The 20,872-nt window shown below is 65.7% G+C and carries 22 protein-coding genes; 14 read left to right on the top strand and 8 right to left on the bottom strand.

Annotated elements, in window-relative coordinates; all coding sequences use genetic code 11:
* The first annotated feature begins 100 nt into the window (after positions 1-100).
* Positions 101-271, top strand: coding sequence for a hypothetical protein (locus VWP12_RS02115; protein WP_410474401.1), 171 nt, complete (start codon positions 101-103; stop codon positions 269-271).
* Positions 272-895: 624 nt separating this feature from the next.
* Here the strand turns inward: VWP12_RS02115 and VWP12_RS02110 are convergent.
* Positions 896-1,186: a helix-turn-helix domain-containing protein gene (locus tag VWP12_RS02110; protein WP_410474400.1), complete on the bottom strand. Its 291-nt coding sequence runs from the start codon at positions 1,184-1,186 to the stop codon at positions 896-898.
* Positions 1,183-1,491, bottom strand: a complete 309-nt coding sequence (locus VWP12_RS02105; RefSeq protein ID WP_410474399.1) for a transcriptional regulator — start codon at positions 1,489-1,491, stop codon at positions 1,183-1,185. The genes VWP12_RS02110 and VWP12_RS02105 overlap by 4 nt, the downstream gene beginning before the upstream one ends.
* Positions 1,492-1,680: 189 nt before the next feature.
* Between VWP12_RS02105 and VWP12_RS02100 the strand changes: the two genes are divergently transcribed.
* Both VWP12_RS02100 and VWP12_RS02095 read left to right on the top strand, forming a co-directional pair.
* Positions 1,681-2,535, top strand: a complete 855-nt coding sequence (locus VWP12_RS02100; protein ID WP_410474932.1) for a diguanylate cyclase domain-containing protein — start codon at positions 1,681-1,683, stop codon at positions 2,533-2,535.
* 195 nt (positions 2,536-2,730) lie between these two features.
* Positions 2,731-3,999, top strand: coding sequence for a CynX/NimT family MFS transporter (locus VWP12_RS02095; RefSeq protein WP_410474398.1), 1,269 nt, complete (start codon positions 2,731-2,733; stop codon positions 3,997-3,999).
* Between the two features lie 49 nt (positions 4,000-4,048).
* Here VWP12_RS02095 and VWP12_RS02090 read toward each other — a convergent pair whose 3' ends face one another.
* The 4 genes from VWP12_RS02090 to recG form a co-directional block, all read right to left on the bottom strand.
* Complete coding sequence (locus VWP12_RS02090; protein ID WP_410474397.1) at positions 4,049-4,345, bottom strand: type II toxin-antitoxin system RelE/ParE family toxin; 297 nt, start codon at positions 4,343-4,345, stop codon at positions 4,049-4,051.
* 3 nt (positions 4,346-4,348) lie between these two features.
* Positions 4,349-4,591 carry a type II toxin-antitoxin system ParD family antitoxin gene (locus VWP12_RS02085; RefSeq protein WP_410474396.1) on the bottom strand — a complete coding sequence of 81 codons (243 nt, stop codon included), beginning with the start codon at positions 4,589-4,591 and terminating at the stop codon, positions 4,349-4,351.
* Positions 4,592-4,703: 112 nt separating this feature from the next.
* A complete protein-coding gene (locus VWP12_RS02080; protein ID WP_410474395.1) occupies positions 4,704-6,869 on the bottom strand; it encodes a diguanylate cyclase in 2,166 nt (721 codons plus the stop codon).
* 175 nt (positions 6,870-7,044) lie between these two features.
* Complete coding sequence (recG, locus tag VWP12_RS02075) at positions 7,045-9,171, bottom strand: ATP-dependent DNA helicase RecG (RefSeq protein WP_410474394.1); 2,127 nt, start codon at positions 9,169-9,171, stop codon at positions 7,045-7,047.
* A gap of 90 nt (positions 9,172-9,261) precedes the next feature.
* Between recG and VWP12_RS02070 the strand changes: the two genes are divergently transcribed.
* From VWP12_RS02070 to VWP12_RS02060, 3 genes are all read left to right on the top strand, one after another.
* Positions 9,262-10,548, top strand: a complete 1,287-nt coding sequence (locus VWP12_RS02070) for a c-type cytochrome (protein WP_410474393.1) — start codon at positions 9,262-9,264, stop codon at positions 10,546-10,548.
* 102 nt (positions 10,549-10,650) lie between these two features.
* Positions 10,651-11,253: an ATP-binding cassette domain-containing protein gene (locus tag VWP12_RS02065; RefSeq protein WP_204742111.1), complete on the top strand. Its 603-nt coding sequence runs from the start codon at positions 10,651-10,653 to the stop codon at positions 11,251-11,253.
* Positions 11,240-12,040: an ABC transporter permease gene (locus VWP12_RS02060; protein ID WP_125198191.1), complete on the top strand. Its 801-nt coding sequence runs from the start codon at positions 11,240-11,242 to the stop codon at positions 12,038-12,040. The genes VWP12_RS02065 and VWP12_RS02060 overlap by 14 nt, the downstream gene beginning before the upstream one ends.
* 166 nt (positions 12,041-12,206) lie before the next feature.
* On the opposite strand, the gene VWP12_RS02055 is transcribed toward VWP12_RS02060, so the two are convergent.
* Positions 12,207-12,545 carry a c-type cytochrome gene (locus tag VWP12_RS02055; RefSeq protein WP_125198190.1) on the bottom strand — a complete coding sequence of 113 codons (339 nt, stop codon included), beginning with the start codon at positions 12,543-12,545 and terminating at the stop codon, positions 12,207-12,209.
* Between the two features lie 234 nt (positions 12,546-12,779).
* The gene (locus tag VWP12_RS02050; RefSeq protein WP_410474392.1) at positions 12,780-13,448 is read right to left on the bottom strand and encodes an energy-coupling factor ABC transporter permease; all 669 of its coding nucleotides are present in this window, start codon (positions 13,446-13,448) and stop codon (positions 12,780-12,782) included.
* A 141-nt stretch (positions 13,449-13,589) separates the two neighbouring features.
* Here VWP12_RS02050 and VWP12_RS02045 point away from each other — a divergent pair, with 141 nt between their 5' ends.
* From VWP12_RS02045 to VWP12_RS02010, 8 genes are all read left to right on the top strand, one after another.
* A complete protein-coding gene (locus tag VWP12_RS02045; RefSeq protein WP_410474391.1) occupies positions 13,590-14,006 on the top strand; it encodes a SirB2 family protein in 417 nt (138 codons plus the stop codon).
* Entirely contained in the window at positions 14,003-14,500 is a 498-nt protein-coding gene (gene purE / locus VWP12_RS02040) for a 5-(carboxyamino)imidazole ribonucleotide mutase (RefSeq protein ID WP_410474390.1), read from the top strand. Before VWP12_RS02045 ends, purE begins: the two co-directional genes overlap by 4 nt.
* Positions 14,501-14,504: 4 nt before the next feature.
* On the top strand, positions 14,505-15,698 hold the full coding sequence (locus VWP12_RS02035; RefSeq protein WP_410474389.1) for a 5-(carboxyamino)imidazole ribonucleotide synthase: 1,194 nt from the start codon (positions 14,505-14,507) through the stop codon (positions 15,696-15,698).
* A gap of 41 nt (positions 15,699-15,739) precedes the next feature.
* On the top strand, positions 15,740-16,384 hold the full coding sequence (locus tag VWP12_RS02030; RefSeq protein WP_410474388.1) for a DUF4124 domain-containing protein: 645 nt from the start codon (positions 15,740-15,742) through the stop codon (positions 16,382-16,384).
* Positions 16,385-16,597: 213 nt separating this feature from the next.
* Positions 16,598-17,710 (top strand): nitrogen regulation protein NR(II), encoded by a 1,113-nt coding sequence (glnL, locus tag VWP12_RS02025; protein WP_410474387.1) that lies wholly within the window; start codon positions 16,598-16,600, stop codon positions 17,708-17,710.
* Between the two features lie 7 nt (positions 17,711-17,717).
* Positions 17,718-19,172: a nitrogen regulation protein NR(I) gene (gene ntrC / locus VWP12_RS02020; protein WP_410474386.1), complete on the top strand. Its 1,455-nt coding sequence runs from the start codon at positions 17,718-17,720 to the stop codon at positions 19,170-19,172.
* A 110-nt stretch (positions 19,173-19,282) separates the two neighbouring features.
* Positions 19,283-20,026 carry a ParA family protein gene (locus VWP12_RS02015; protein WP_410474385.1) on the top strand — a complete coding sequence of 248 codons (744 nt, stop codon included), beginning with the start codon at positions 19,283-19,285 and terminating at the stop codon, positions 20,024-20,026.
* Positions 20,027-20,095: 69 nt separating this feature from the next.
* On the top strand, positions 20,096-20,857 hold the full coding sequence (locus VWP12_RS02010; RefSeq protein ID WP_410474384.1) for an NYN domain-containing protein: 762 nt from the start codon (positions 20,096-20,098) through the stop codon (positions 20,855-20,857).
* Positions 20,858-20,872 lie beyond the last annotated feature (15 nt).

The raw sequence follows: 20,872 nt of genomic DNA, 5'->3' as shown, positions 1-20,872 counted from the left end.
CTCCTGATGGGAGAAAAGGGTTCTGACCCCTTTTGCTGACCCCTTTTGCTCAATTGATCTGGGGGGTCAGAGTAGATATTAATGGAGCCAAGGAGAGGCAATGATCATTCTCAAAAGTATTCAGTGGTTCCTCGGCATCGTGATGATCTTCTATCTTTACAAGGCGCTATTGGGCCACATCCATCATGGTGATGGGTGGCGTGCTGGCATGGTGGCTATTACTTGGCTACTGCTGGCAACTATAACCTCAGGGTTTCTCGAGCTTGGCTAGCGAAAGGGGGCAAAACCCTTTTTGATTGATTGTGGCTTTGCACGCCTGGCATGTGCTCAAGATCACTGTAGTGACTAAGTGATTTTGGAGCGTTCGTAGCGTGATTTGCGTGCCGCTGTCCTGGGTCTGGGCACGCGCCGTTGGCGCGTTTCGCGAGCGGGGCTCGCTCCCCCAGGGGGGCTGGAGGGTGTGTGAGCGGCCCTTGGCCGCGAAATCCGCGGTGCGGCTGTCCTGCTTGCGGCTTACCAGCAAGGGCAGCTGTCAGACGCTGGAATCTAGGGTGTGGCACACAAGGGGCCCCTGCACCTTGCCTCGTTACCGCCGGGTTGCAGGGTCGGAGCGACATGGACGTCGCTCCGAGGTTCTGCGCGACACGACGTCGCGTCGAACCGACCCGGCCGCAACCCGGCGGTGACGAGGGAAGCCCGAAGGGCCAAGGCGCCGGGGTGTCCTTGTCTTTGGGGACTTTCTATTGGACAAGCAATAGAAAGTGCCTCGGGCGTTGGCAGGGCGATGTGATCGAAACCTCCGGACGTGACAAACGCCCGAAACCGTTCCGCCTCCGCAACAAGGCTCCCCGCGGAAAAGGGTTAGGGCATTGCCGTGGCTTAAATCTCCGAGCGATCAGGATTCCTCAAGCAGCACGTCAGGACGCTTCTCGGCAATGGCGAGCAAACGCTTCGCCGGCCCGGTGGGACGCCGCCGGCCCTGTTCCCATTGCTGGAGTGTGCGCACGGACACGCCTAGCAGCCGTGCGAACTGGGTTTGCGAGAGACCCATGCGGGCGCGCAATGTGGCGACCGGAGTCAGTTCGACCTCGGTCACTCTCGCGGCCTCGCCGTTCTTCATCTGCTTTACCGCTTCGAGGAGGTCGTTCTGGAACGTTTCCATCTCGGCGTCGTGCTTGGCGGTCATGGTTTCACCTCGTTCTTCAGTTTGGCCAGAAACGACGGCTCCAGGTTGTCGAATTTGGCCTTGGTGTACGCGATGAGTAACCAGATCCGTCCGTCGGTTACGTTAAAGTAAATCACCCGGGCGCCACCGCGTTTGCCCATCCCCGAGCGAGACCAGCGCACCTTGCGACAACCTCCCGAGCCCGGGATGACGTCACCCGCGTATGGATTGGCGGCAATCCACTCGATGAACGCCATGCGTTCGTCTTCCGACCAGATTTCCTTGGCGTATCTCTGGAAGATGGGTGTTTCGGCCACCGTGTGCATGACAGAAAGATACGCCAATGGCGTATGCAGGGCAACTCGCGGAGAAGGGGGCGGTGCCCCTGTCACAGCCTGCGTACTGCTTGGATTGCGGCGAGATGCCTTTGCTCTCGCTTCTTGGGGATTCTGGCCCGGATTCTCGCCCCTTGGGGCTACACTGACCGCCATATGACCCAGCTGAAGCCCTAGATGATGCCAGTGGATATCAAAGCGCTTTACCCGAAGCTGATCCACCTGATGATGGACGCGATCTTTGTGGTCGACGCGGACAACCAGATCGTCTTCGTGAGTGATGCCTGTGAGGCACTGCTTGGCTACCGCGCCGAGGAGCTGATCGGCACGCCGATCACCGACTACATGCATCCCGACGATCTGGAGGCGACACGTGACTCGATTGTCCGGGTCATGAGCGGTCAGTCGCACAGTGATTTCCACAACCGGTATATCCGCAAGGATGGCTCGATCGTCGACATCCTGTGGTCGGCCCGCTGGTCCGAGGAGGACGGTGTGCGCATCGGTGTGGCGCGGGACGTGACGGCACTCAGGCTGGCCGAGGACAAGTTGCGCTTCCTCGCGCATCACGATCCGCTGACCGGGCTGACCAACCGGTCGCTGTTCAACGACCGCCTGGACTCGGCCCTGCACGCGGCCCATCGTCACCGGAGCAAGCTGGCCTTGCTGTTCGTGGACGTCAATGACTTCAAATCCATCAATGACACGCATGGCCACGCGATGGGTGATCGCATGCTCTGCACGATCGCACGACGGCTGGAAAGCTGCGTGCGCGAGACGGACACGGTGGCCCGGATGGGCGGTGATGAATTCACGGTGCTGCTGACGGACATCCAGTCGGCGGATGCCGTTTCCATGAAGGTCGACGAGATTGTCGCGGTCCTGGCCAAGCCGCTGGGCGCCGAGTTCGGTGGGCTGACGACCGCGTCCTGCAGTATCGGTGTCGCCTGTTATCCGGCGGACGGTGCGGATGCCGATACCCTGCTGAGCCATGCGGATGACGAAATGTACCGAGTGAAAGGGCGCCGATCGTAAACCGGCTGCCGAGCTTGCAAGTGGCCGGCATCGGCTAATGCCGCGATTGCCGGTCCTTCCGGGCCGTGGGGAAAGGGGGCAACAGAAAGCCTGCTTGAACCTGGCGGGGGAGAATCCTAGGCTCTGATGGTTCGGCCTCCGGCGTGCACAGGCTGCCGAGGGCCACACTTCTCGATGCGAGTCTGGCGGGGGTGTATGCAATTCCCTTCGAGCATGAGGTTTGCGCTGTTCGGTGCCGGGCTGATCGCCATCACCTACGGGCTCGCGCGCTTTGCCTTCGGCCTGTTCGTGCCGCCGATTCGTGCCGATCTGGGGCTGTCGCCGGACGTGGTCGGCGTGATCGGCGCGCTGCCGCTGATCAGTTTCATCCTCGCCTCGCTCGCCGCGCCGGTTCTCGCCCGGCGGATGGGCGCCCGCTATACCGCGATGCTCTCGGGCACGCTCGCGGCCAGTGGGCTGCTGGTGATCAGCCAGTCCCCGGATGCGATGTCGCTGGGCGTGGGGGTGTTCGCCTGCGGCATCTCCACCGGCCTGATGATGCCGGCGCTCTCGGGCGCGATGCAGGCGGTAGTCGAGCGCTCGATGCACGGCCGGGTGAGCTCGATCATGAACGCGGGCACCAGCGTGGGCGTGGCGGTGGCCGTGCCGGCGGTGCTGTTCCTGGCCGACGCCTGGCGTTTGGCCTACGGCTCCTTTGCCGTCCTGGCCGTCATCGGTGTGGTCGCCACGTGGCGCTTGATTCCGTCGGTGTCGCGGGTCACGCCATCGGACGCCGCACCCCCGGCGCCGATTAGCTCCCTGCAGCGGTGGCGTCTTGGTCGGCTGTCGGTGTTTGCTTTCCTGATGGGCTTCGTCTCCGCCGCCTACTGGATCTTCGCGCCCGACCTAGTTGTCACCCTGGGTCAACTGCCGCCCGGGGCCACGGGTTGGCTGTGGTTGGCGGTGGGCATTGCCGGCCTCGGCGGGGCGGTGGTGGCGGATCTGGCCGATCGCAACAACCCACCCATCACCCAGGCGCTGATGTTGATGATGCTGTCGACGAGCCTGGCATTGCTTGCCGCCAGCCCCGACAACCTGCTTCTGGCGGCCTTCTCCGCGCTGGTGTTCGGCCTGGCCTACATGAGTCTGACCGGGCTCTACCTGATGACCGGCATTCGCCTGTTGCCGGGGCGCCTGTCGATGGGGCCGGTGCTGCCGTTCGTGGCGGTCTCGCTCGGGCAGGCGGTCGGTTCGCCCGTTGTCGGCATGCTGGTAAAGGCATTCGGCTACGCCGAGGCATTTGCGATATTCGCCGCGATCGGGGTGGTGGTCGCCATCCTCTCTCCCCTGTACCCGCGCACCATCGGCGAAGAGCCCGAGGAAGACGAACGCCAAACCGGCCTCCAGGCGGCCTACGACAGCCAACTCCTCGACGCGGATGGCAATCCACTGGAACCCGACACGGAACAAGCCAGGGCCTCGTAGCTGGCACGAGTTGTGAGGTGGGGCCGTTTGACAGAGGAACGAAGGGGGTTCATCTGCCCGTATGACTCTGCCAATCCTCGTGGCTGTGCCGTACCCGGACGATGAATATATGCCCGTCCGGTTCTTGTGTGTAGACGATCAGGTGTGAGCCGACGGGGTGAACCCGGACGGGCGGGGAGATTTCTTCTCGCAGACGAGCCGCGAGCGGGTTGTCGTCGAGGAAGCGGAAGGTCCGTCCGAGTTCTTTGTGATACCGCTCCGCTTGTGCCGGGCCGAACTCCAACGTGCCGCTGACGAAGATCCCGATGATGTCCTCTTCTGCTTTGCGGCTTAGTCGGTAAGCCATGCGTCAGCCGGCGGGTGTTTGCTGGCGGGCGGCGTCGAGCAACTGGTCCATTGACCGGTCACCTGCACCACTTTCGATGCCTTCGGTGACCAGTTTCTGCATATGGGCGATTCTCAGCGCCCGTTCCTGGTCCTGTCGGATCAAGTCGCGCACGTAATCGCTGGCATTGCTGTAGCGGTCGGATCGAGTTTGTTGCTCGACCCATGTCTTCATTCCATCGGGAAGGGAAACGTTCATGGTCGCCATGGCGGGGCACCTCGCGGAAAGTGAAGCCATCGTATGGCAAAGATTGCCAATTCAAACGATAGCGTAAATCTGCGGCAAAGTGGAGCGGCCGGTCAACGACGCGATTGTCGTCCTAGCGAAACGCCACGGTATTGCGCCCCTGCCGCTTGGCGTCGTAGAGGGCGTCGTCGGCGCGCTTGATCAGGGTGTCGGGGTTGTCGCCTCGCTGGTAGACGCTCGCGCCGATGCTGGTGGTGACTTGCTCGACGTCACGGAAGGTCGTTGCCTCGATGGCGGTGCGCAGCTTTTCGGCGAGGGTGAGGAGGGTCGCCTTGTCGGCATGCGGGGCGATGATGAGGAATTCCTCGCCGCCCCAGCGTCCGAGGATGTCGGTCTGGCGGCAGTTGCGGCGCAGCACGTCGACGAACTCGCGCAGGACGGCGTCGCCGGCGCGGTGGCCGAATCGGTCGTTGATGGCCTTGAAGTGGTCGATGTCCAGGATGATCACGCCGAAGGCATCGCCGTAGCGATCGGCCTGGCGCGTCTCTTCCCCGAGGACCTGGTCGAGCCGGTGGCGGTTGTACACCCCGGTGAGCTTGTCGGTGACGGCCAGCCGTTCGGTCTGTCGGTAGGCGGCTTCGAGCTGGCGCTTGAGGCCGACCTGCTTTAGGTAGACGAGCCCGCCGGCGAGCAGCAGCAGGACGAAGACGGCGCTGACCTGCCAAAGCAGGGTGTAGTCCACCCGCTGGTCGTAGCGAATCGAGATCCACTTGTTGTTGATGTCCCGTCGCTGCTCCTCGGTGATGCTGGCGACCGCCTTTTCCATGATGCCGTGCAGCACCGGCCGGTCCTCGCGCACGGCCACGCCCATGTTCCAGGACTTGCCGGTATCGCCGGTGATGCGGAGCTCGCCGCCGTATTCGGTCTGCAGTTTGTAGCCGATGGTGGCGAGCGTGCCGATGTAGCCGAAGACCTCGCCGCTGCGCACCATCGCCAGGCCGGCGTCGATGTCGGTCACCTCGACCAGGTCGAGGTCGGGGTAGCCCTCGCGCAGCAATTCGGCGAATGCGTACAGCACCGGGATCGCGATCGGTCGTCCGCTGAGGTCACCCAGGTCATTGATGAAGGCGACGTCGGCCTTGGTGGCGATGACCAGTGGGGTCTGGATGTAGCTGTCGGTGAACTCGGCGTAGGTCTCGCGTTCCGGGGTGCGCATGGCCAGGCTGAACAGGTCGCAGTCGCCCGCCTTGAGGTGTTCGACCGACTCGGACCAGGTCTCGACCGGCAGGGGGCGGAAATCGACCCCAAGGGCCTGTTCGAACAGGGCGAAGTAATCGGCGCTGATGCCATCGTGTTGGCCGTTTTCGTCGAAGCGCTCAAAGGGCATCCAGTTCGGGTCGATACAGATGTCGATGTGGCCCGCGTCGTCGAGGTAGGTGCGTTCGGCGTCGGTCAGTGGAATGGCCGCTGGTCGGCCCTGACGCGCCCCCTCGCCGCGCACGCCCAGCCAGCGTCCGGTCAGGGTGCCCCACTCGGCCGGGGTGATGGCGTCCAGGCCCTTCTGCATGATCGAGCGCAGCTCGGGTTTGTCCGGCGTGATGCCGAAGCGCAGGTCTTCCTCGCTCACGCCGGGCAGCGCCAGCTCGCCGGCGATGCGGATGTTGGTGTAGGCGCGGCGCTTGATGACCTCGTTGATGTTGGTGAGGTTCTGCACCAGCGCATCGATCTCGCCCAGCACCAGCGCGCGGGTCATTTCCTGGTAGGTGCCGTAGCGTCGCAGGTCCATGCCGCCGGCGGCCTCCAGGTCGTTGACGTAAAAGATGCCCTCGATGACCCCGACCTTGTGTCCCTTCAAGTCCTCGATGCCCGAGTAGTCGCCGAAATCGTCGCGGACGAAGACGAAGATCGGCAACTCGTAGTAGGGCTCGGTGAACAACGTGAAGGCGGTGCGATCCTCGTCGTAGGAGATGCTGGAAATCACGTCGACCTCGCCCTCGCGGAAGCGACGGTACGAGTCCACCCAGGTGCCGAAGCTCTTCTCGAACCTGAGCCCGGTCTTGCTGGCGATCAGATGCAGGATGTCGTGTTCGAAGCCGTTGCCCGAGCCATCGCCGAGGATGGTGAACGGTGGGTGCTCGACCATCATGGCGATGCTGACGGTCCGGTTTTCCTCGAGGAATGCCTTTTCTTCAGCGCTGAGGGTCACGGCCGATGCGCCCTGGGCAATTGCGCCTTGGGCAATCACGGGGGCGATCAGCAGGAACCAGGTCCCGAGTAAAGAAAGGCAGAGTCGCTTCATGGCCGGCGCGTGGTTCCGTCAGTGCCTGGGATAGGGGCGTTCCGACCGTCGCGGTCGGGTGGCGTGGTCGTCCTTGTGGTCCGATCGGGGTGCCGGGGCGGTTTCGCCCGAATCGGGGTATAAGGAAAACTGTATGTCAGCGACCGAATACGAGCAAGGGTTGCTCCGGGCGGCGCTACACCTGCCCGTACTGGCCCGCCGCCCCGACCCATCGGGCGATCAGCGGATGGACCGACTCGGGGAAGCGTTCCAGCAACTCGTCCGCCAGTTGCCCCGCTTCTTCGAGCTTGCCCTGGTCTTCCAGCAGGTTGGCGATCTTGAGCTTGGCGATGCCGGCCTGGCGGGTACCCAGCACCTCGCCGGGGCCGCGCTGTTCGAGGTCCGCCTCGGCCAGGCGGAAGCCGTCCTCGGTCTCACGCATCAGGCCCAGTCGCGCCCGGGCGCGATCGCTCAACGGCTCGTCGAACAGCAGCACGCAGTGGCTGGCCGTCGCGCCGCGTCCGACCCGCCCACGCAACTGGTGCAGTTGCGCCAGGCCCATGCGCTCGGCGTTCTCGATGATCATCAGCGAGGCATTGGGCACGTCCACGCCCACCTCGATCACGGTGGTCGCCACCAGCAGGTGATAGTCACCGGCCTTGAAGCGCGCCATCTCGCGCTGCTTTTCCGCAGCAGACATCCGGCCGTGCACCATGCCGATGTTCAGGTGCGGCAACTCCTCGCCCAGCATGGCGAAGGTGGACTCGGCCGCCTGCGCCTCGATCTGGCCTTCCTCGATCAGCGGGCAGACCCAGTAGGCCTGCCGGCCTTCGGCGCACACCCGGCTGATGCGCTCGATCACCTCGCCGCGGCGGTCGGCGCGTACCACCACGGTGGTCACCGGCGTGCGCCCCGGCGGCAACTCGTCAATGATCGAGACATCGAGATCCGCGAACTGTGTCATGGCGAGTGTGCGCGGGATGGGGGTGGCGGTCATGATCAGCTGGTGTGGTCGGCGCGCACCACCGTCCTGACTTGCGCCCTTGTCGGTCAGCGCCAGGCGTTGGTGCACGCCGAAGCGGTGCTGCTCGTCGACAATCACCAGCCCCAATTGATCGAAGGCCACCGATTCCTGGAACAGGGCATGGGTGCCGATGACGATCTGGGCGCGCCCGTCGGCCAGTTGCGCCAGTCCCTCGCGTCGGCTTGCCGCCGACTGCTGGCCGGAGAGCAGCAGCACCGACAGCCCCAGCGGTTCGAACCACTGCGCGAAGTTGCGCGCATGCTGCTCGGCGAGCAACGCGGTGGGGGCCATCAGCGCGACCTGGTAGCCCGCGTCGATCACGTCCAGTGCCGCGGCCGCGGCGACCAGGGTCTTGCCCGAGCCGACGTCGCCCTGCACCAGACGCAGCATCGGCAGGCGCTGTGCCAGGTCCGTCTTGATCTCGCCGATCACTCGCTTTTGCGCGCCGGTGGGCGTAAAGCCCAGATGCCCGAGCAGTTGTTCGAACAGGTGTTCCTGCGGCGGGATGGCCGGCGCGGCAACCTGGCGGGTGACCGCGCGCCGCTGGCGCAGGGCGAGGATGTGGGTCGCCAGTTCCTCGGTGATCAGGCGTTGCAGTGCCGGCTCGGTCCGATCGGGCACACCGTCGTTGCGTTTGGGCAGGTGGATGCGTTGCAGGGCGCGCATCAGCGGCGGCCAGTCGCGCGCCTCGCGAATCGTGACGGGCAACGGGTCGCGCAGGTCGCGCACGGCCACTTCCAGTGCCGCCTCGACCAACTGGCGCAGCTTGGGTTGGGCGACGCCTTCGGTGGCCGGGTACACCGGGCGAATCTGGCCGATCTGGTTGGGTGCCACGAGTTCGGGCTGGGCCATCTCCAGCCCGTGCGGTCCATGCTGCAATTCGCCGAACAGCAGGTAGGTCCGTCCGGCCTGGGGGGTGGGGCCGAAACGGCCGAAGAACCAGACGGTCAGGGGTATCGGGCCCGACGGTCCCTCCCCAACGGCTTGGCAGACCAGGCGAGCCTTGCCGCGAAACAGCGGACGGACCTCGGTGATGCGCACCTCGAACAGGGCCGCTTCGTGGATGTGTTCCGGTGAGAGCGGTTGCTTGGTGCCGCGGTCCTCGTAGCGCAATGGCTGATGCCAGAGCAGGTCCTCGACGGTCTCGATGTGCAGGCGCGCGAGCTTTTCGGCTACCTTCGGGCCGACGCCGGGTAGGTCCGCCACGGGCGATGAGAGCCCCGGAGGCGGCTTTCTGGCGCGCCCCGAGGTAGTACTCTTGCCGGATGTGTGGTTTTTTTTGGATACGGGGCGAGACATGCGGGCGCCGGTTCTGTCAAACGAGGATTTTTGCCGATATACTACGCGCCGTTGCGCATGCTAAAACGATAAAGATTCTGGAGGACTCTCGTGGCTCAACATACCCCCAAGGTCGATCCGATGTCGAAGCTGGTTGGCTTCGTCTCGGCGCTGGTCCTGCTGGTTGCCGTGTTCTATCTCGTGAACGCGCTCTTCAACACCGCGGGCGAGAACTCGCTCGAAGGGCAGGTGGTCGAGAAGCCGGAAACCAAGGAAGAGGAAACCAAGACCGCCTCGGCTGACGAGAAGAAGTCGGGCGGCGACGAGAAGTCCTCTGCTGGCGGCTCCGGTGGTGACATCGCTGCCGGCAAGGAAAAGTACGCTTCCTGTGCCGCCTGTCACGGCGCGGATGGCAAGGGTCAGGGCGGCGCCTTCCCGGTGCTGACCGGCATCCCGGCTGACGAGGCCGAGAAGAAGCTGGCTGCCTACCGCGATGGCGATCAGGATTACCTCAAGGAGCAGGGCCTGGGCGACCGTTACGGCACCATGGCACCGAACGCCGCCAACCTGTCCGACGCGGACATCGGTGATCTGGCCGCCTTCATCGGTGACGAATTCGGTGGTGGTGCCGGCGGTTCGGCCGACGGTGGCGACAGCGAGAGTGACGGCGGCTCTGACGGTGGCAACGGTGGTGCCGTTGATGGTGACGTTGCAGCCGGCAAGGAAGCCTACGCCTCCTGCGCGGCCTGCCACGGTGCCGACGGCAACGGTCAGGGCGGCGCCTTCCCGGTTCTCACCGAGATGGACGCAGCCGACGTGCAGAAGAAGCTGACTGCCTACCGTGAAGGCGATCAGGACTACCTCAAGGAGCAGGGTCTGGGTGACCGCTTCGGCACCATGGCGCCGAACGCCTCCAGCCTCTCCGACGAGCAGATCGCCAACCTGTCGGTCTACATCGCCGACGAGTTCGGTGGCACCAATGGCGGTGGCGGCGATGCCGGCGCCAGCGAAGGTGGTGACGAGGCCAAGTCCGAGGGTGACGAGGCCAAGAAGGAAGAGAAGCCGGCCGAGCCGCGTATCGTCAGCGAGTCGGTGATCAACCGCGGTCGCGCGCTGTACTCCTCCTGCGCCATCTGCCACGGCGCCGAGGGTGAGGGTCAAGAGCTGTTCAACGCGCCCAAGCTGGCCGGCACCAAGATGGACCAGACCATCAACCTGCTGAAGATCTACCGCAAGGGTCAGGAGATGGGTCCGAACTCCTACGCGATGATCCCGCAGGCCAAGGGTCTGACCGATGATGACATCGAGGCCCTGGGTGCCTACATCGCGGTCATGGACAAGGAAGAACCCCCGGCCGAGGCCGGCGGTGAGGCACCGGCAGGTGCCGCGGCCCAGTAAGGTCGCAAGACGGGCCGCTTCGCCGGCCCGCTAGTAGCAACGACGCCGGCCCGAGGGCCGGCGTTTTGTTTGTGTGGCGCGTTTTTCGACAGGGGGAGCTGCATGTTGTTCGAGGTGAGGGGGCTGTGCGGGCCCAATGTGCCGCCGGTCTCGTTCGCGCTTGCCGCCGGCGAGGTGCTGCCGGTGCGCGGTGAGTCGGGCGTGGGCAAGAGCCAGATGTTGCGCGCCTTGGCCGATCTGTCTCCGCACGAGGGCGAAATCAGCCTGGAGGGCGTGGAGCAGCAATCCATGCCGGCGACCGACTGGCGCCGCCAGGTGGCCCTGGTGCCGGCGGAGTCCGGCTGGTGGGCCGACACGGTCGCCGAGCACTTCCCGGCCCGGCCGTCCGAGGCCTGGTGGGAACGCTTGCGCCTGCGGGCGGCCTTGTGGGATTCGCCCGTCGAGCGCCTGTCCTCCGGTGAGCGTCAGCGGCTGGCGGTATTGCGGGCCCTCGCGCTCGAGCCGCGCGTGCTGTTGCTCGACGAGCCGACCGCGAACCTCGACCGTGACAACGCCGAGGCGATGGCGGGCCTGCTGCTCGACTACCTGCGCGATCAGGGCGCAGCCGCCGTGTGGATCAGTCACGATCCGCGCGAGATCGACGCCCACGGCGATCGCTGGCTGGAAATGACGTCCGAGGGAGGGGTGCTGCATGGATCTGTATAGCCTGACGCCGGTCGACCTGGTCGTGGCGGCCAGTCTGGTGCTGGCCCTCGGGGTGGTGCAGATACTGCTCGGCTTGGGCCTGTTCCGCACCCTGGCCCTGAACAGCGTGCGCATGGTGCTGCAGCTGCTGCTGGTGGGCGTGATCCTCAAGGCGGTGTTCGACGCGGCCACGCTGCCGTGGATCGTGCTGATCGCGCTGGTGATGATGGGGCTGGCCGGTTACGAGGTGGTCGCGCGGCAGAAGCGGGCCATCCGTGGCTGGCATGGCTACGGCATTGGCCTGGCGTCGATGAGCGTGACCGCACTGATCGTTACCGTGCTGGCCCTGACGCTGATGATCGAGACCGATCCCTGGTACGAGCCGCAATACGCCATCCCGCTGCTGGGGATGATCCTCGGCAACACCATGACGGGCATCGGGCTGGCACTGAACAACCTGACGCAGACGGCCTGGCAGACCCGCGTCGAGATCGAGGCGCGGCTGGTGCTGGGTCACACGGTGCGTGATGCCACCTCCGAGCTGCGATCGGATTCGATGCGCGCCGGCCTGATCCCGACGCTCAACATGCTGGCCGCCGCCGGCGTGATCAGCCTGCCGGGTATGATGACCGGCCAGATCCTGGCCGGCTCGCCCCCGATCGAGGCGGTCAAGTACCAGATCCTGATCATGTTCCTGATCACCGCGGCGACGGGCTTCGGCTCGCTGGTGGCGGTGCAGCTGGGCGCACGGCGCCTGTTCGACGCGCGTGACCGCCTGCGGCTCGACCGCCTGCGCAGCGGGCGCTGAAACCACCCGGTCGCCTACGCCGCGCAGCGTCGTGGGCGCGGTCAGGCGACCGAGCCCGAGCTTGCATCCGGTCTTTTGTCGCCGGCATCGACCACAAAAAAACCCGGACCATGTGGTCCGGGTTTTCGTTTGCCCCGGGGTGTCCCCGGGTGTCGGGCGCGGGAGCTTAGAGGCTCTCGATGTAGGCGCCCAGGTTCTCCATGTCGCCGTCGGACAGGCCGGCAGCGTTCGGGGCCATGATGGCGAAGTTCGAACCGCCCAGATCACCCATTTCCTTGAGGGCGTCCTGGTTGCCGTCCTTGTAGTGGCCCAGCGCGGTGACGATGTGGTCAGCGCCCTTGCCGGCCAGTGCCGGGAACATGCCTTGGCCCTGGGCCTTCTGGCCGTGGCAGGAGGCGCAGCTTTGCTCGTAGAGCTTCTTGCCAGCGTCCACGTCGGCGGCCATGGCCTGCCCGGAGGCAACGGCCAGACCGGAGGCGAATGCGATCGCGGTCAGTTTTTTCATGAGGAACTCCTGATATCTCGTGTCATTTAGTTACCCGAGCTCACTCCTGCTCGGCTAGGGCTTGGTAAAGCAGGTTCCATGCCACCCGCGCGCGGGTCGGCGTCCGTTCATAAACAAACGCTTACCCCAGTCCGGTTCGACTGATGACAGCGGCGGGAGTTGCATCTTGCAAATGGGAGACATCAGGACGCAATCCGTTAGCACCGCCGGCCTGGACCACCCGGATCGCTCGGTTCACCGGCCGTCGATGTAATGGTGATCGTCGAAGGAGATCACCAACTGCGGGCTGACCAGCGCCAGGGCCGTCATCAGCATGCCGTTGATCACCCCTTCCGAGAACGCCAGCAGCGGCAGGATCCGCAGGTAGTTGTTCCAGACGATGTCGCCGTCGTACAACCCCAGCGCCATCACCAGCAACGCGGTACCGCCACCGTGGGCCAGCACGCCCAGTACCGCGGAGAGGAACACGCCGATGAACAGGTAAATGAAGAAGTTCGGCGGCAGAAAGCGCTGCGAGGCGCGCGTGATGCCGTAGGTGATCGCGGCGGGCAGGGCGGCGCTCAGCAGAAACGTCCAGCCGGTGATGGCCAGGCCATGGCCGAATAGCAGTGCCGAGAGAATGGCCGCGATCAGGCCGGCAATCAGGGTCAGTTCCAGCCCGATAACTAGCGTGACCGTCGCTACGCCGAGAAAATGCAGGGTCAGTCCCGGCATCAGCGTGGCCGAGAGCGTCCACATACCGGTCAGAAAGACAACGGCCAGGAGGACCAGGTGAATCCGCATCGGCTCGGCGCGCAGGGCCGGCCAGGGTGCAATGCGCACCGCCCAGGCGAGACTGGCCAGCGCGATCAGCCAGCCGATCCCGCCAATCGGCAGGGAGACCAGGTGGTTGGGTAGCTGCATGGCGTCACCTCAAGGCGTTCGAGGGAGTCCAGTGTAGCGACCTTGGGGGGTGGGCGCCGATGATTTATGCTTTGGCCCTTTCCGCATCTTGGGGAATTTCCCCCGCGGTAATCACGGACACATCAATCGGGAAGATACCCCATGGCCAACGCCTCCCTCTGGATTCACCTGCACGGCCTGGCGGCCGTACTCTCGCTCATCGGCTTCGTGGTGCGCGGCATCTGGATGCTCTCCGGCTCGCCGATGTTGAGCAAGAAATGGGTGAAGATCACCCCACACGTGGTTGACACCGTGCTGCTGGTCAGCGCCCTGGTCGCCGCCTGGCTGCTGTTCTGGGGCAATGGCGTCCACCCCGACTTCCTCACCGTCAAGATCGTCGGGCTGATCGTCTACATCGGCCTGGGCCTGGTCGCGATGCGCTTTGGCAAGACCCGCGGCTTGCGCGCCAGTGCCTGGGTGCTGGCCATCCTGGTCTTCCTGTACGTCGCCGCCGTGGGCGTGGCGAACACGCACCCGCAATTGCAGGACGTTCTGCCGGCCATGGTGACGGGCGTATGAGTGCGCAACCGCTGGTCGGCGTGATCATGGGCTCGCTGTCGGACTGGGAGACCATGAGCCATGCCTGCGAAACGCTCGAGGCGCTGGGCATCCCCTTCGAGAAGGAGGTGGTCTCTGCGCACCGCACCCCCGACAAGCTGTTCGACTACGCCGATACGGCCGTCGGCCGGGGGCTTAAGGTGATCATCGCCGGGGCCGGTGGCGCGGCCCACCTGCCGGGCATGGTCGCGTCCAAGACGCGGCTGCCGGTATTCGGCGTGCCGGTGCAGTCCAAGGCCCTCTCGGGCATGGACTCGCTGCTCTCGATCGTGCAGATGCCGGCCGGCGTCCCGGTGGGCACGCTGGCGATCGGTCGCTCCGGCGCGATCAATGCCGCGCTGCTGGCCGCCGCCACGCTGGCGAACAACGACGAGGCGCTGGCCGAGCGGCTGGATGCCTGGCGCGAGCGCCAGACGCAAATGGTGCTCGACAAGCCCGAGCCGGGCGAGGGCTGAGCCGATGGGCGGCGTTCAGGATCAGTGCGAGGTGCCGCGCGTCGAGGGGCGCACCGGCGAGCCGGCCGGGCTGCACATCGGCGTGATCGGTGGTGGCCAGCTCGGCCAGATGCTGGGCCTGGCCGGGGTGGCGATGGGGCATCGCTTTACCTTCCTCGACCCGGCCATGGAGCCGCCGGCCGCCTCGGTCGGTCGCCACTTGCGTGCCGAGTTCGACGACGCCGAGGCCCTCGAGCGCCTGGCGGTCGAGTGTGATCTGGTCACGCTCGAGTTCGAGAACGTGCCGCAGGCTTCCGCCGAGTTGGTCGCCGCGCGCAATTGCCTGATGCCCAACCCTCAGGCGCTGGCCGTGGCGCAGGATCGCGTCGAGGAAAAGCAGTTCTTCGAGGGGCTGGGGTTGTCGGTCGCGCCATGGGTGCAGGTCGACTCGGTGCGCGACATCGTCCAGGGCATCAGTCACCTGGGCGCCCCGGCGATTCTCAAGACGCGACGCTTCGGTTACGACGGCAAGGGGCAGGTGCGCCTGGCCGATCCGGCCCATGCCGCCCACGAGGGCGGGCCGGGCAACCCCGGCGAGGCAGCCTCCGCCTGGGAGGCGCTGGCGGGTGCCCCGGCGGTGCTGGAGAAGATGCAGCACTTCGAGCGCGAGGTGTCGATCGTCGCCGTGCGCGGTCGCAACGGCGAGGCGCGGGTCTACCCGTTGGTGACCAACGAACATCGCCACGGCATCCTCTGGCAGACCACCGCCCATACCAGCGACCCGCTGCAGGCGGATGCCGAACGCGCGGCGCGGCTGGTGATGGAAAAGCTCGATTACGTCGGCGTGCTGGCGATCGAGTTCTTCGTCGTGGATGGTCGGCTGGTGATCAACGAGATGGCACCGCGCGTGCACAATAGCGGCCACTGGAGCCTGGGCGGTGCGCTCACCTCGCAGTTCGAGAACCACGTGCGCGCGGTGATCGGCTGGCCGTTGGGCGAGACCGACCCGCTCGGCGAGGTCGCCATGCTCAACCTGGTCGGCAGCCTGCCCGACCCGGCGGCGGTGCTGGCCGTGCCGGGTACCCATTGGCACGACTACGGCAAGACCCCGCGTCCGGGGCGCAAGCTCGGTCACGTCACGGTCACCGCGCCGGATCGCACCGCGCTTGAGTCCCGACTGGATCGCCTGCGTGCCGTGATCCGGCCGCCCGGGTCCTGACGCCGAGGCGTAACCCGCCGCCAACCATCGAGGGAGTGTTCATGCGAGTCGTCACTGGAAGATCGCCGCGTCGCGTCCACCTGCTCTGGCCCCTGCTGCTGGTGCTGGCCCAACCCCTGTCGGCCGCCAAGATCTACCAGTACACCAACAGCGCCGGCGAGACGGTGTTCACCGACGAGCCGGTCGAGGGCGCGGCCGTCCACGAGGTCGAGGATGCCCCGGTGATCCCCATGACGCCGGTGGACGTGCCCGAGCCTCGCCAGGGCGAGTCCGCCCCGACGGACCGTCCCGAGCCGTCTGCCGATGTACCCCGCGACGCTCCGGCAGGATCGGGCGAGACGACGGGCGCGGAGGCTGGCAAGGATGCCGCATCGCGCGAGGCAGGCGACGAACCCGCGGGCTACCAGCATCTGGCCATCGTCGAGCCAGCCGATGGCGAGGTGGCCAGTCGTCTGCAGGGCAGCATCACGGTTGCGCTGGTGATGCAGCCGAACCTGCAGGGCGGCGATCGAATACGCATCCTCGTCGATGGCGAGCCGCGCGTGCGTGACTCCTCCGGACGTCGTCACCTGATCAACGGGCTTGCGCCCGGCGAGCACGTGCTGGTGGCGCAGATCCACCGCGACGGCGAGGTCGTCAAGGAGAGTGCGCCGGTGCGTTTTCAATTGATGACGCCCTCCCAATAACGGTGCGATCGTCTATTCTCATGCACTGACCTGGTGCAATCGTTTGCTGGCCAAACTCCCCGGCTCGGGCTGGCAATCAGGGCAAACCCCGTCACCATGCGATCCGTCATGGTCCGTCCACCGGTTCTCGGCCGGGCACGCTAATTGCACCAAAATCGTCAGCCGCCCGGCAGGCCTGGCCTGTCGATCGTTTCGCGCCCGGTGGAGCAGTGCATGAACCCGAGATCCGAGCCCCGGCTTGCCGACACCCTCAACACCGCGATCGTGGTGCTCGACGAGCGCAATCGGCCGATCTATCTCAACTCGGCGGCCGAGCAGTTTCTCGGCACCAGCTACAGCGCCGCGCTCAAATCGGGCTTCGACACGGTGTTCGCCGCCAATCCCCTGCTCGCCGAGACCATCCGCGAGGCGCTGGTCTCGCAGCAGGTCATGACCCTGCGCGAGATCGAGCTGGTGCTGGCCCACGAGTCCACCCGCGTGGCCGACTGCGCGATCACGCCGCGACCGGACTACCCCCGCGCTCGGGTGATGCTCGAATTCAACGACATCGAGCGTCACCTGCGCATCTCGCGTGACGCGCGCATCAATTCCCTGCAGATGACCACCCGGCAGATGATGCGCGGGCTGGCCCACGAGCTGAAGAACCCGCTGGGCGGCCTGCGTGGGGCGGCGCAGTTGCTGGAACGCGAGTTGCCCGACGACCGCCTGACCGAGTACACCCGCATCATCCTGCAGGAGACCGATCGCCTGCGCGGGCTGATCGACCGCATGCTCGGCCCGATCGACCGGCCGGACTGCCATTGGGTAAACGTCCACGAGCCGCTCGAGCAGGTCCGTCAGCTGCTGCGGATCGAGGCCGGTGACAAACCGCTCGACTGGCAGTTGGACTACGACCCGTCGATCCCCGACGTCTGGGCTGATCGCGACCAGTTGGTGCAGGTGCTGCTCAACCTCGCCCGCAATGCCGTCCAGGCCATGCGCGAGGGCAACACGCCAGAGCCGCGGCTGACCTTCCGCACCCGCGTGATGCGCCAGTTCACCATCCACGGCAAGCGCCACCGTCTGGCCGTGCGCATCGACGTCGAGGACAACGGCCCTGGCGTGCCCGAGGACCTGGTCGAGACCCTGTTCCTGCCGATGGTCAGCGGCCGGGCCGGTGGCAGCGGGCTGGGACTGTCCTTGGCCCAGACCATCGCCGAGCGCCACCAGGGCATGATCGAGTTCGTGCCCAAGCGTGGCCTCACGCGGTTTTCCCTGATCCTGCCCATCCACCCCGACGGCGACCATGCCCCGGGGCGGAAAACATCTCTTTCTCCGACTGAGTGAGCCGACCATGCAAGCCGCCGACAAGCCGAACAATGGACGTCCCATCCCCCGCCTGTGGGTGATCGACGACGATCAGGCCATCCGCTGGGTCCTGGAACGAGCGCTCGCCACCACCGACTTCGCCGTGGAGTCCTTCGACGAGGTGGCCAGCGCCCAGGCCCGGCTCGATCGCGGCGACCTGCCGGACGTGATCTTTTCGGACATCCGCATGCCCGGCGAGGACGGCTTGAGCTTCCTTACCCGGCTGGCCGTCGAGCACCCAGAGATCCCGGTGGTGATCATGACCGCACACTCGGACCTCGAGAGCGCGGTGGGTGCCTTCGAAAAGGGGGCGTTCGATTATCTCGCCAAGCCGTTCGACATCGACGAGGCGGTGCGCCTGGCCGAGCGGGCCTATGACGCCTCGCGGGAACGCGCGCAGCATGCCGCCGTGCCGGAGGAGGCCGAGTCCGGCTCGGAGCTGATCGGTAATGCCCCGGCCATGCAGGAGATCTTCCGCGCCATCGGTCGGCTGGCGCGCTCGTCGGTCACCGTGCTGATTAACGGCGAGTCCGGCACCGGCAAGGAACTGGTCGCCCGGGCCCTGCACCGGCACAGTCAGCGTCGCGACGGGCCGTTCGTCGCCCTCAATACCGCGGCCATCCCCAAGGACCTGCTGGAATCCGAGCTCTTCGGCCACGAGAAGGGCGCGTTCACCGGCGCGGCCGCCCAGCGGCGCGGCCGGTTCGAGCAGGCGCAGGGCGGCACGTTGTTCCTCGACGAGATCGGTGACATGCCGCTGGAGTTGCAGACCCGCCTGCTGCGGGTGCTCTCCGACGGCCACTTCTACCGCGTCGGCGGTACCTCGCTGATCCAGAGCGACGTGCGCGTGATCGCCGCGACCCACCAGCGGCTCGAGGAGCTGGTCAAGGAGGGGCGTTTCCGCGAGGACCTCTACCACCGGCTGAACGTCATTCGCCTCAAGCTGCCCTCCCTGCGCGAGCGGGTCGAGGACATCCCGCAGCTGATGCGCTTTTTCCTGGTCCGCGCCGCCGAGGAACTGGGCGTGCCGGTCAAGACCCTCACCCGCGCCGCCGAGGCCCGCCTGTGCGACTACCCCTGGCCGGGCAACGTCCGCGAGCTGGAGAACATCGCCCGCTGGCTGACCGTGATGGCGCCGGGCAACGAGATCAGCATCGACGACCTGCCCGATACCATCACCGAAGGGCTGGGCGGCGAGCACGCCGTCGCTGGCGACGACCAGTTGCTCTCGCGCTGGACCAGCGACCTGTCGCGCTGGGCCGATGCCCGGCTCAAGGCCGGCGACCAGGACCTGCTCGCCACCGCCGGGCCGGCCTTCGAGCGCACCCTGCTGCAGGCCGCGTTGGCCTACACCGGTGGGCACAAGCAGAAGGCAGCCGCGCTGATCGGCTGGGGGCGCAACACCGTCACCCGCAAGCTCAAGGAACTGGGCGAGCACTGACGGGAAACCAGCGCTTCGCTCGTGACCGTCGGTGCCGGCTGTCACAAAGTCCGCCCCCGCCCGATGCTATGCTCGGCTGGACGTTCAATCGAGGCAGGAGCAGGAGAGGCATGGCCCAGACGGTGGCGCTGTATTCGGTCAAGGGCGGGGTGGGCAAGACCGCCGCGGCGGTCAACCTGGCGGCGTTGTCGGCGGCGGCCGGTCGGCGCGTGCTGGTCTGGGATCTCGACCCGCAAAGCGCGGCGTCGTGGTACCTGCAATCGGAGGCGGGTGCGGAGCGGTCGGTCAAGAAGCTCCTCAAGCCCAAGGGGCTGGCTGCCTCGGTCCGCCCCACCATCCACAACCACCTCTGGGTACTGCCTGCACTGCCCGGTCAGCAGGCGATCGAGCACCATCTCGCTGACAAGAAGGATGCCGGCTATCGGCTGGCCAAGCTGATCGACCCGCTCGCCGAACAGTTCGAGGAAATCTGGATCGACGCGCCGCCGGGACTGTCGCTGCTGGCGGACAACGTACTGCGCGCGGCCGACATGGTGCTGGTGCCGATGGTGCCCACCCACCTGTCCGAACGCACCTGGTTCCAATTGAAGCGCCACCTCGACGAGCGCCACATCAACCCCGAACGGCTGCGCGCCTTCCTCTCCCTGGTCGACCGTCGCCGGCGCATGCACCGCGAGTTCGCCGACCGCCATCGCCACGACATCCCCGAGCTACTCGACAGCGAAATCCCCTACGCCTCAGTTGTCGAGCAGATGGGCGAGGACCAGCAGCCCTCCGTCTACCGCGAGCCGCGCCACCCGGCCAACCAGGCCTACCGCGCCCTCTGGGACGAAATCGACGATCTCTTTGCCTGATGATTGCCGGAATGCACGCCATACATAACGCAAGGGCCATCAAAGGGCCAATAACGAAAGGAATTCATCATGGCCAACGGACATGGCTCGAACCTCTCACTCGCTGTTCTGATTGACGCTGACAACGCCCAGCCGGGCATAGTGGATGGCTTGATGGCCGAAGTGGCCAAGATCGGCGTCGCCCACGTAAAGCGGATTTACGGCGATTGGACCACCCCGCGACTGGGCAAGTGGAAGGCGGTGTTGCTGGATCATTCCATTCAGCCCATGCAACAGTTCGGTTACACCAGCGGCAAGAACGCCACCGACAGCGCAATGATCATCGATGCCATGGACCTGCTTTACACGAATCGCTTCGAGGGATTCTGCATCGTATCCAGCGACAGTGATTTCACCCGCCTGGCCGCACGGCTCCGCGAATCGGGACTGAGTGTCTTTGGCATTGGCGAAAAGAAAACACCGAAGGCCTTCGTCTCAGCCTGTGACCGCTTCATCTACACCGAAGTGTTCACCGCGCCCGAGGAAGAGGACGTCATGCCCGTGCACAAGCCCCGTGGTGGCAAGGAACTGCGGGGTGACACGGCGCTGGTGCGGCTCGCGCGTGCGGCTGTCGAGGCGACGTCGGACGAGAATGGTTGGGCCAATCTGAGCCTGGTCGGCAATTACATGAGCAAGACAGCCAATGACTTCGATCCGCGCAATTACGGCTACACGAAGCTCAGTTCGCTGTTCGAGACCATTGGGCTGTTCGATCTCGATCGTCGGAAAAGCGGTGTTTTCGTTCGCGATGCGCGTCGAAATGAGGAGAAGGGCGGTAAACAAGCCCCATAGGCTCGGTTCCACGCA

The organism is Guyparkeria sp. TX1 (assembly GCF_046523965.1).
GTDB lineage: Bacteria > Pseudomonadota > Gammaproteobacteria > Halothiobacillales > Halothiobacillaceae > Guyparkeria.
This window is presented reverse-complemented; position numbering and strand designations above follow the sequence as displayed.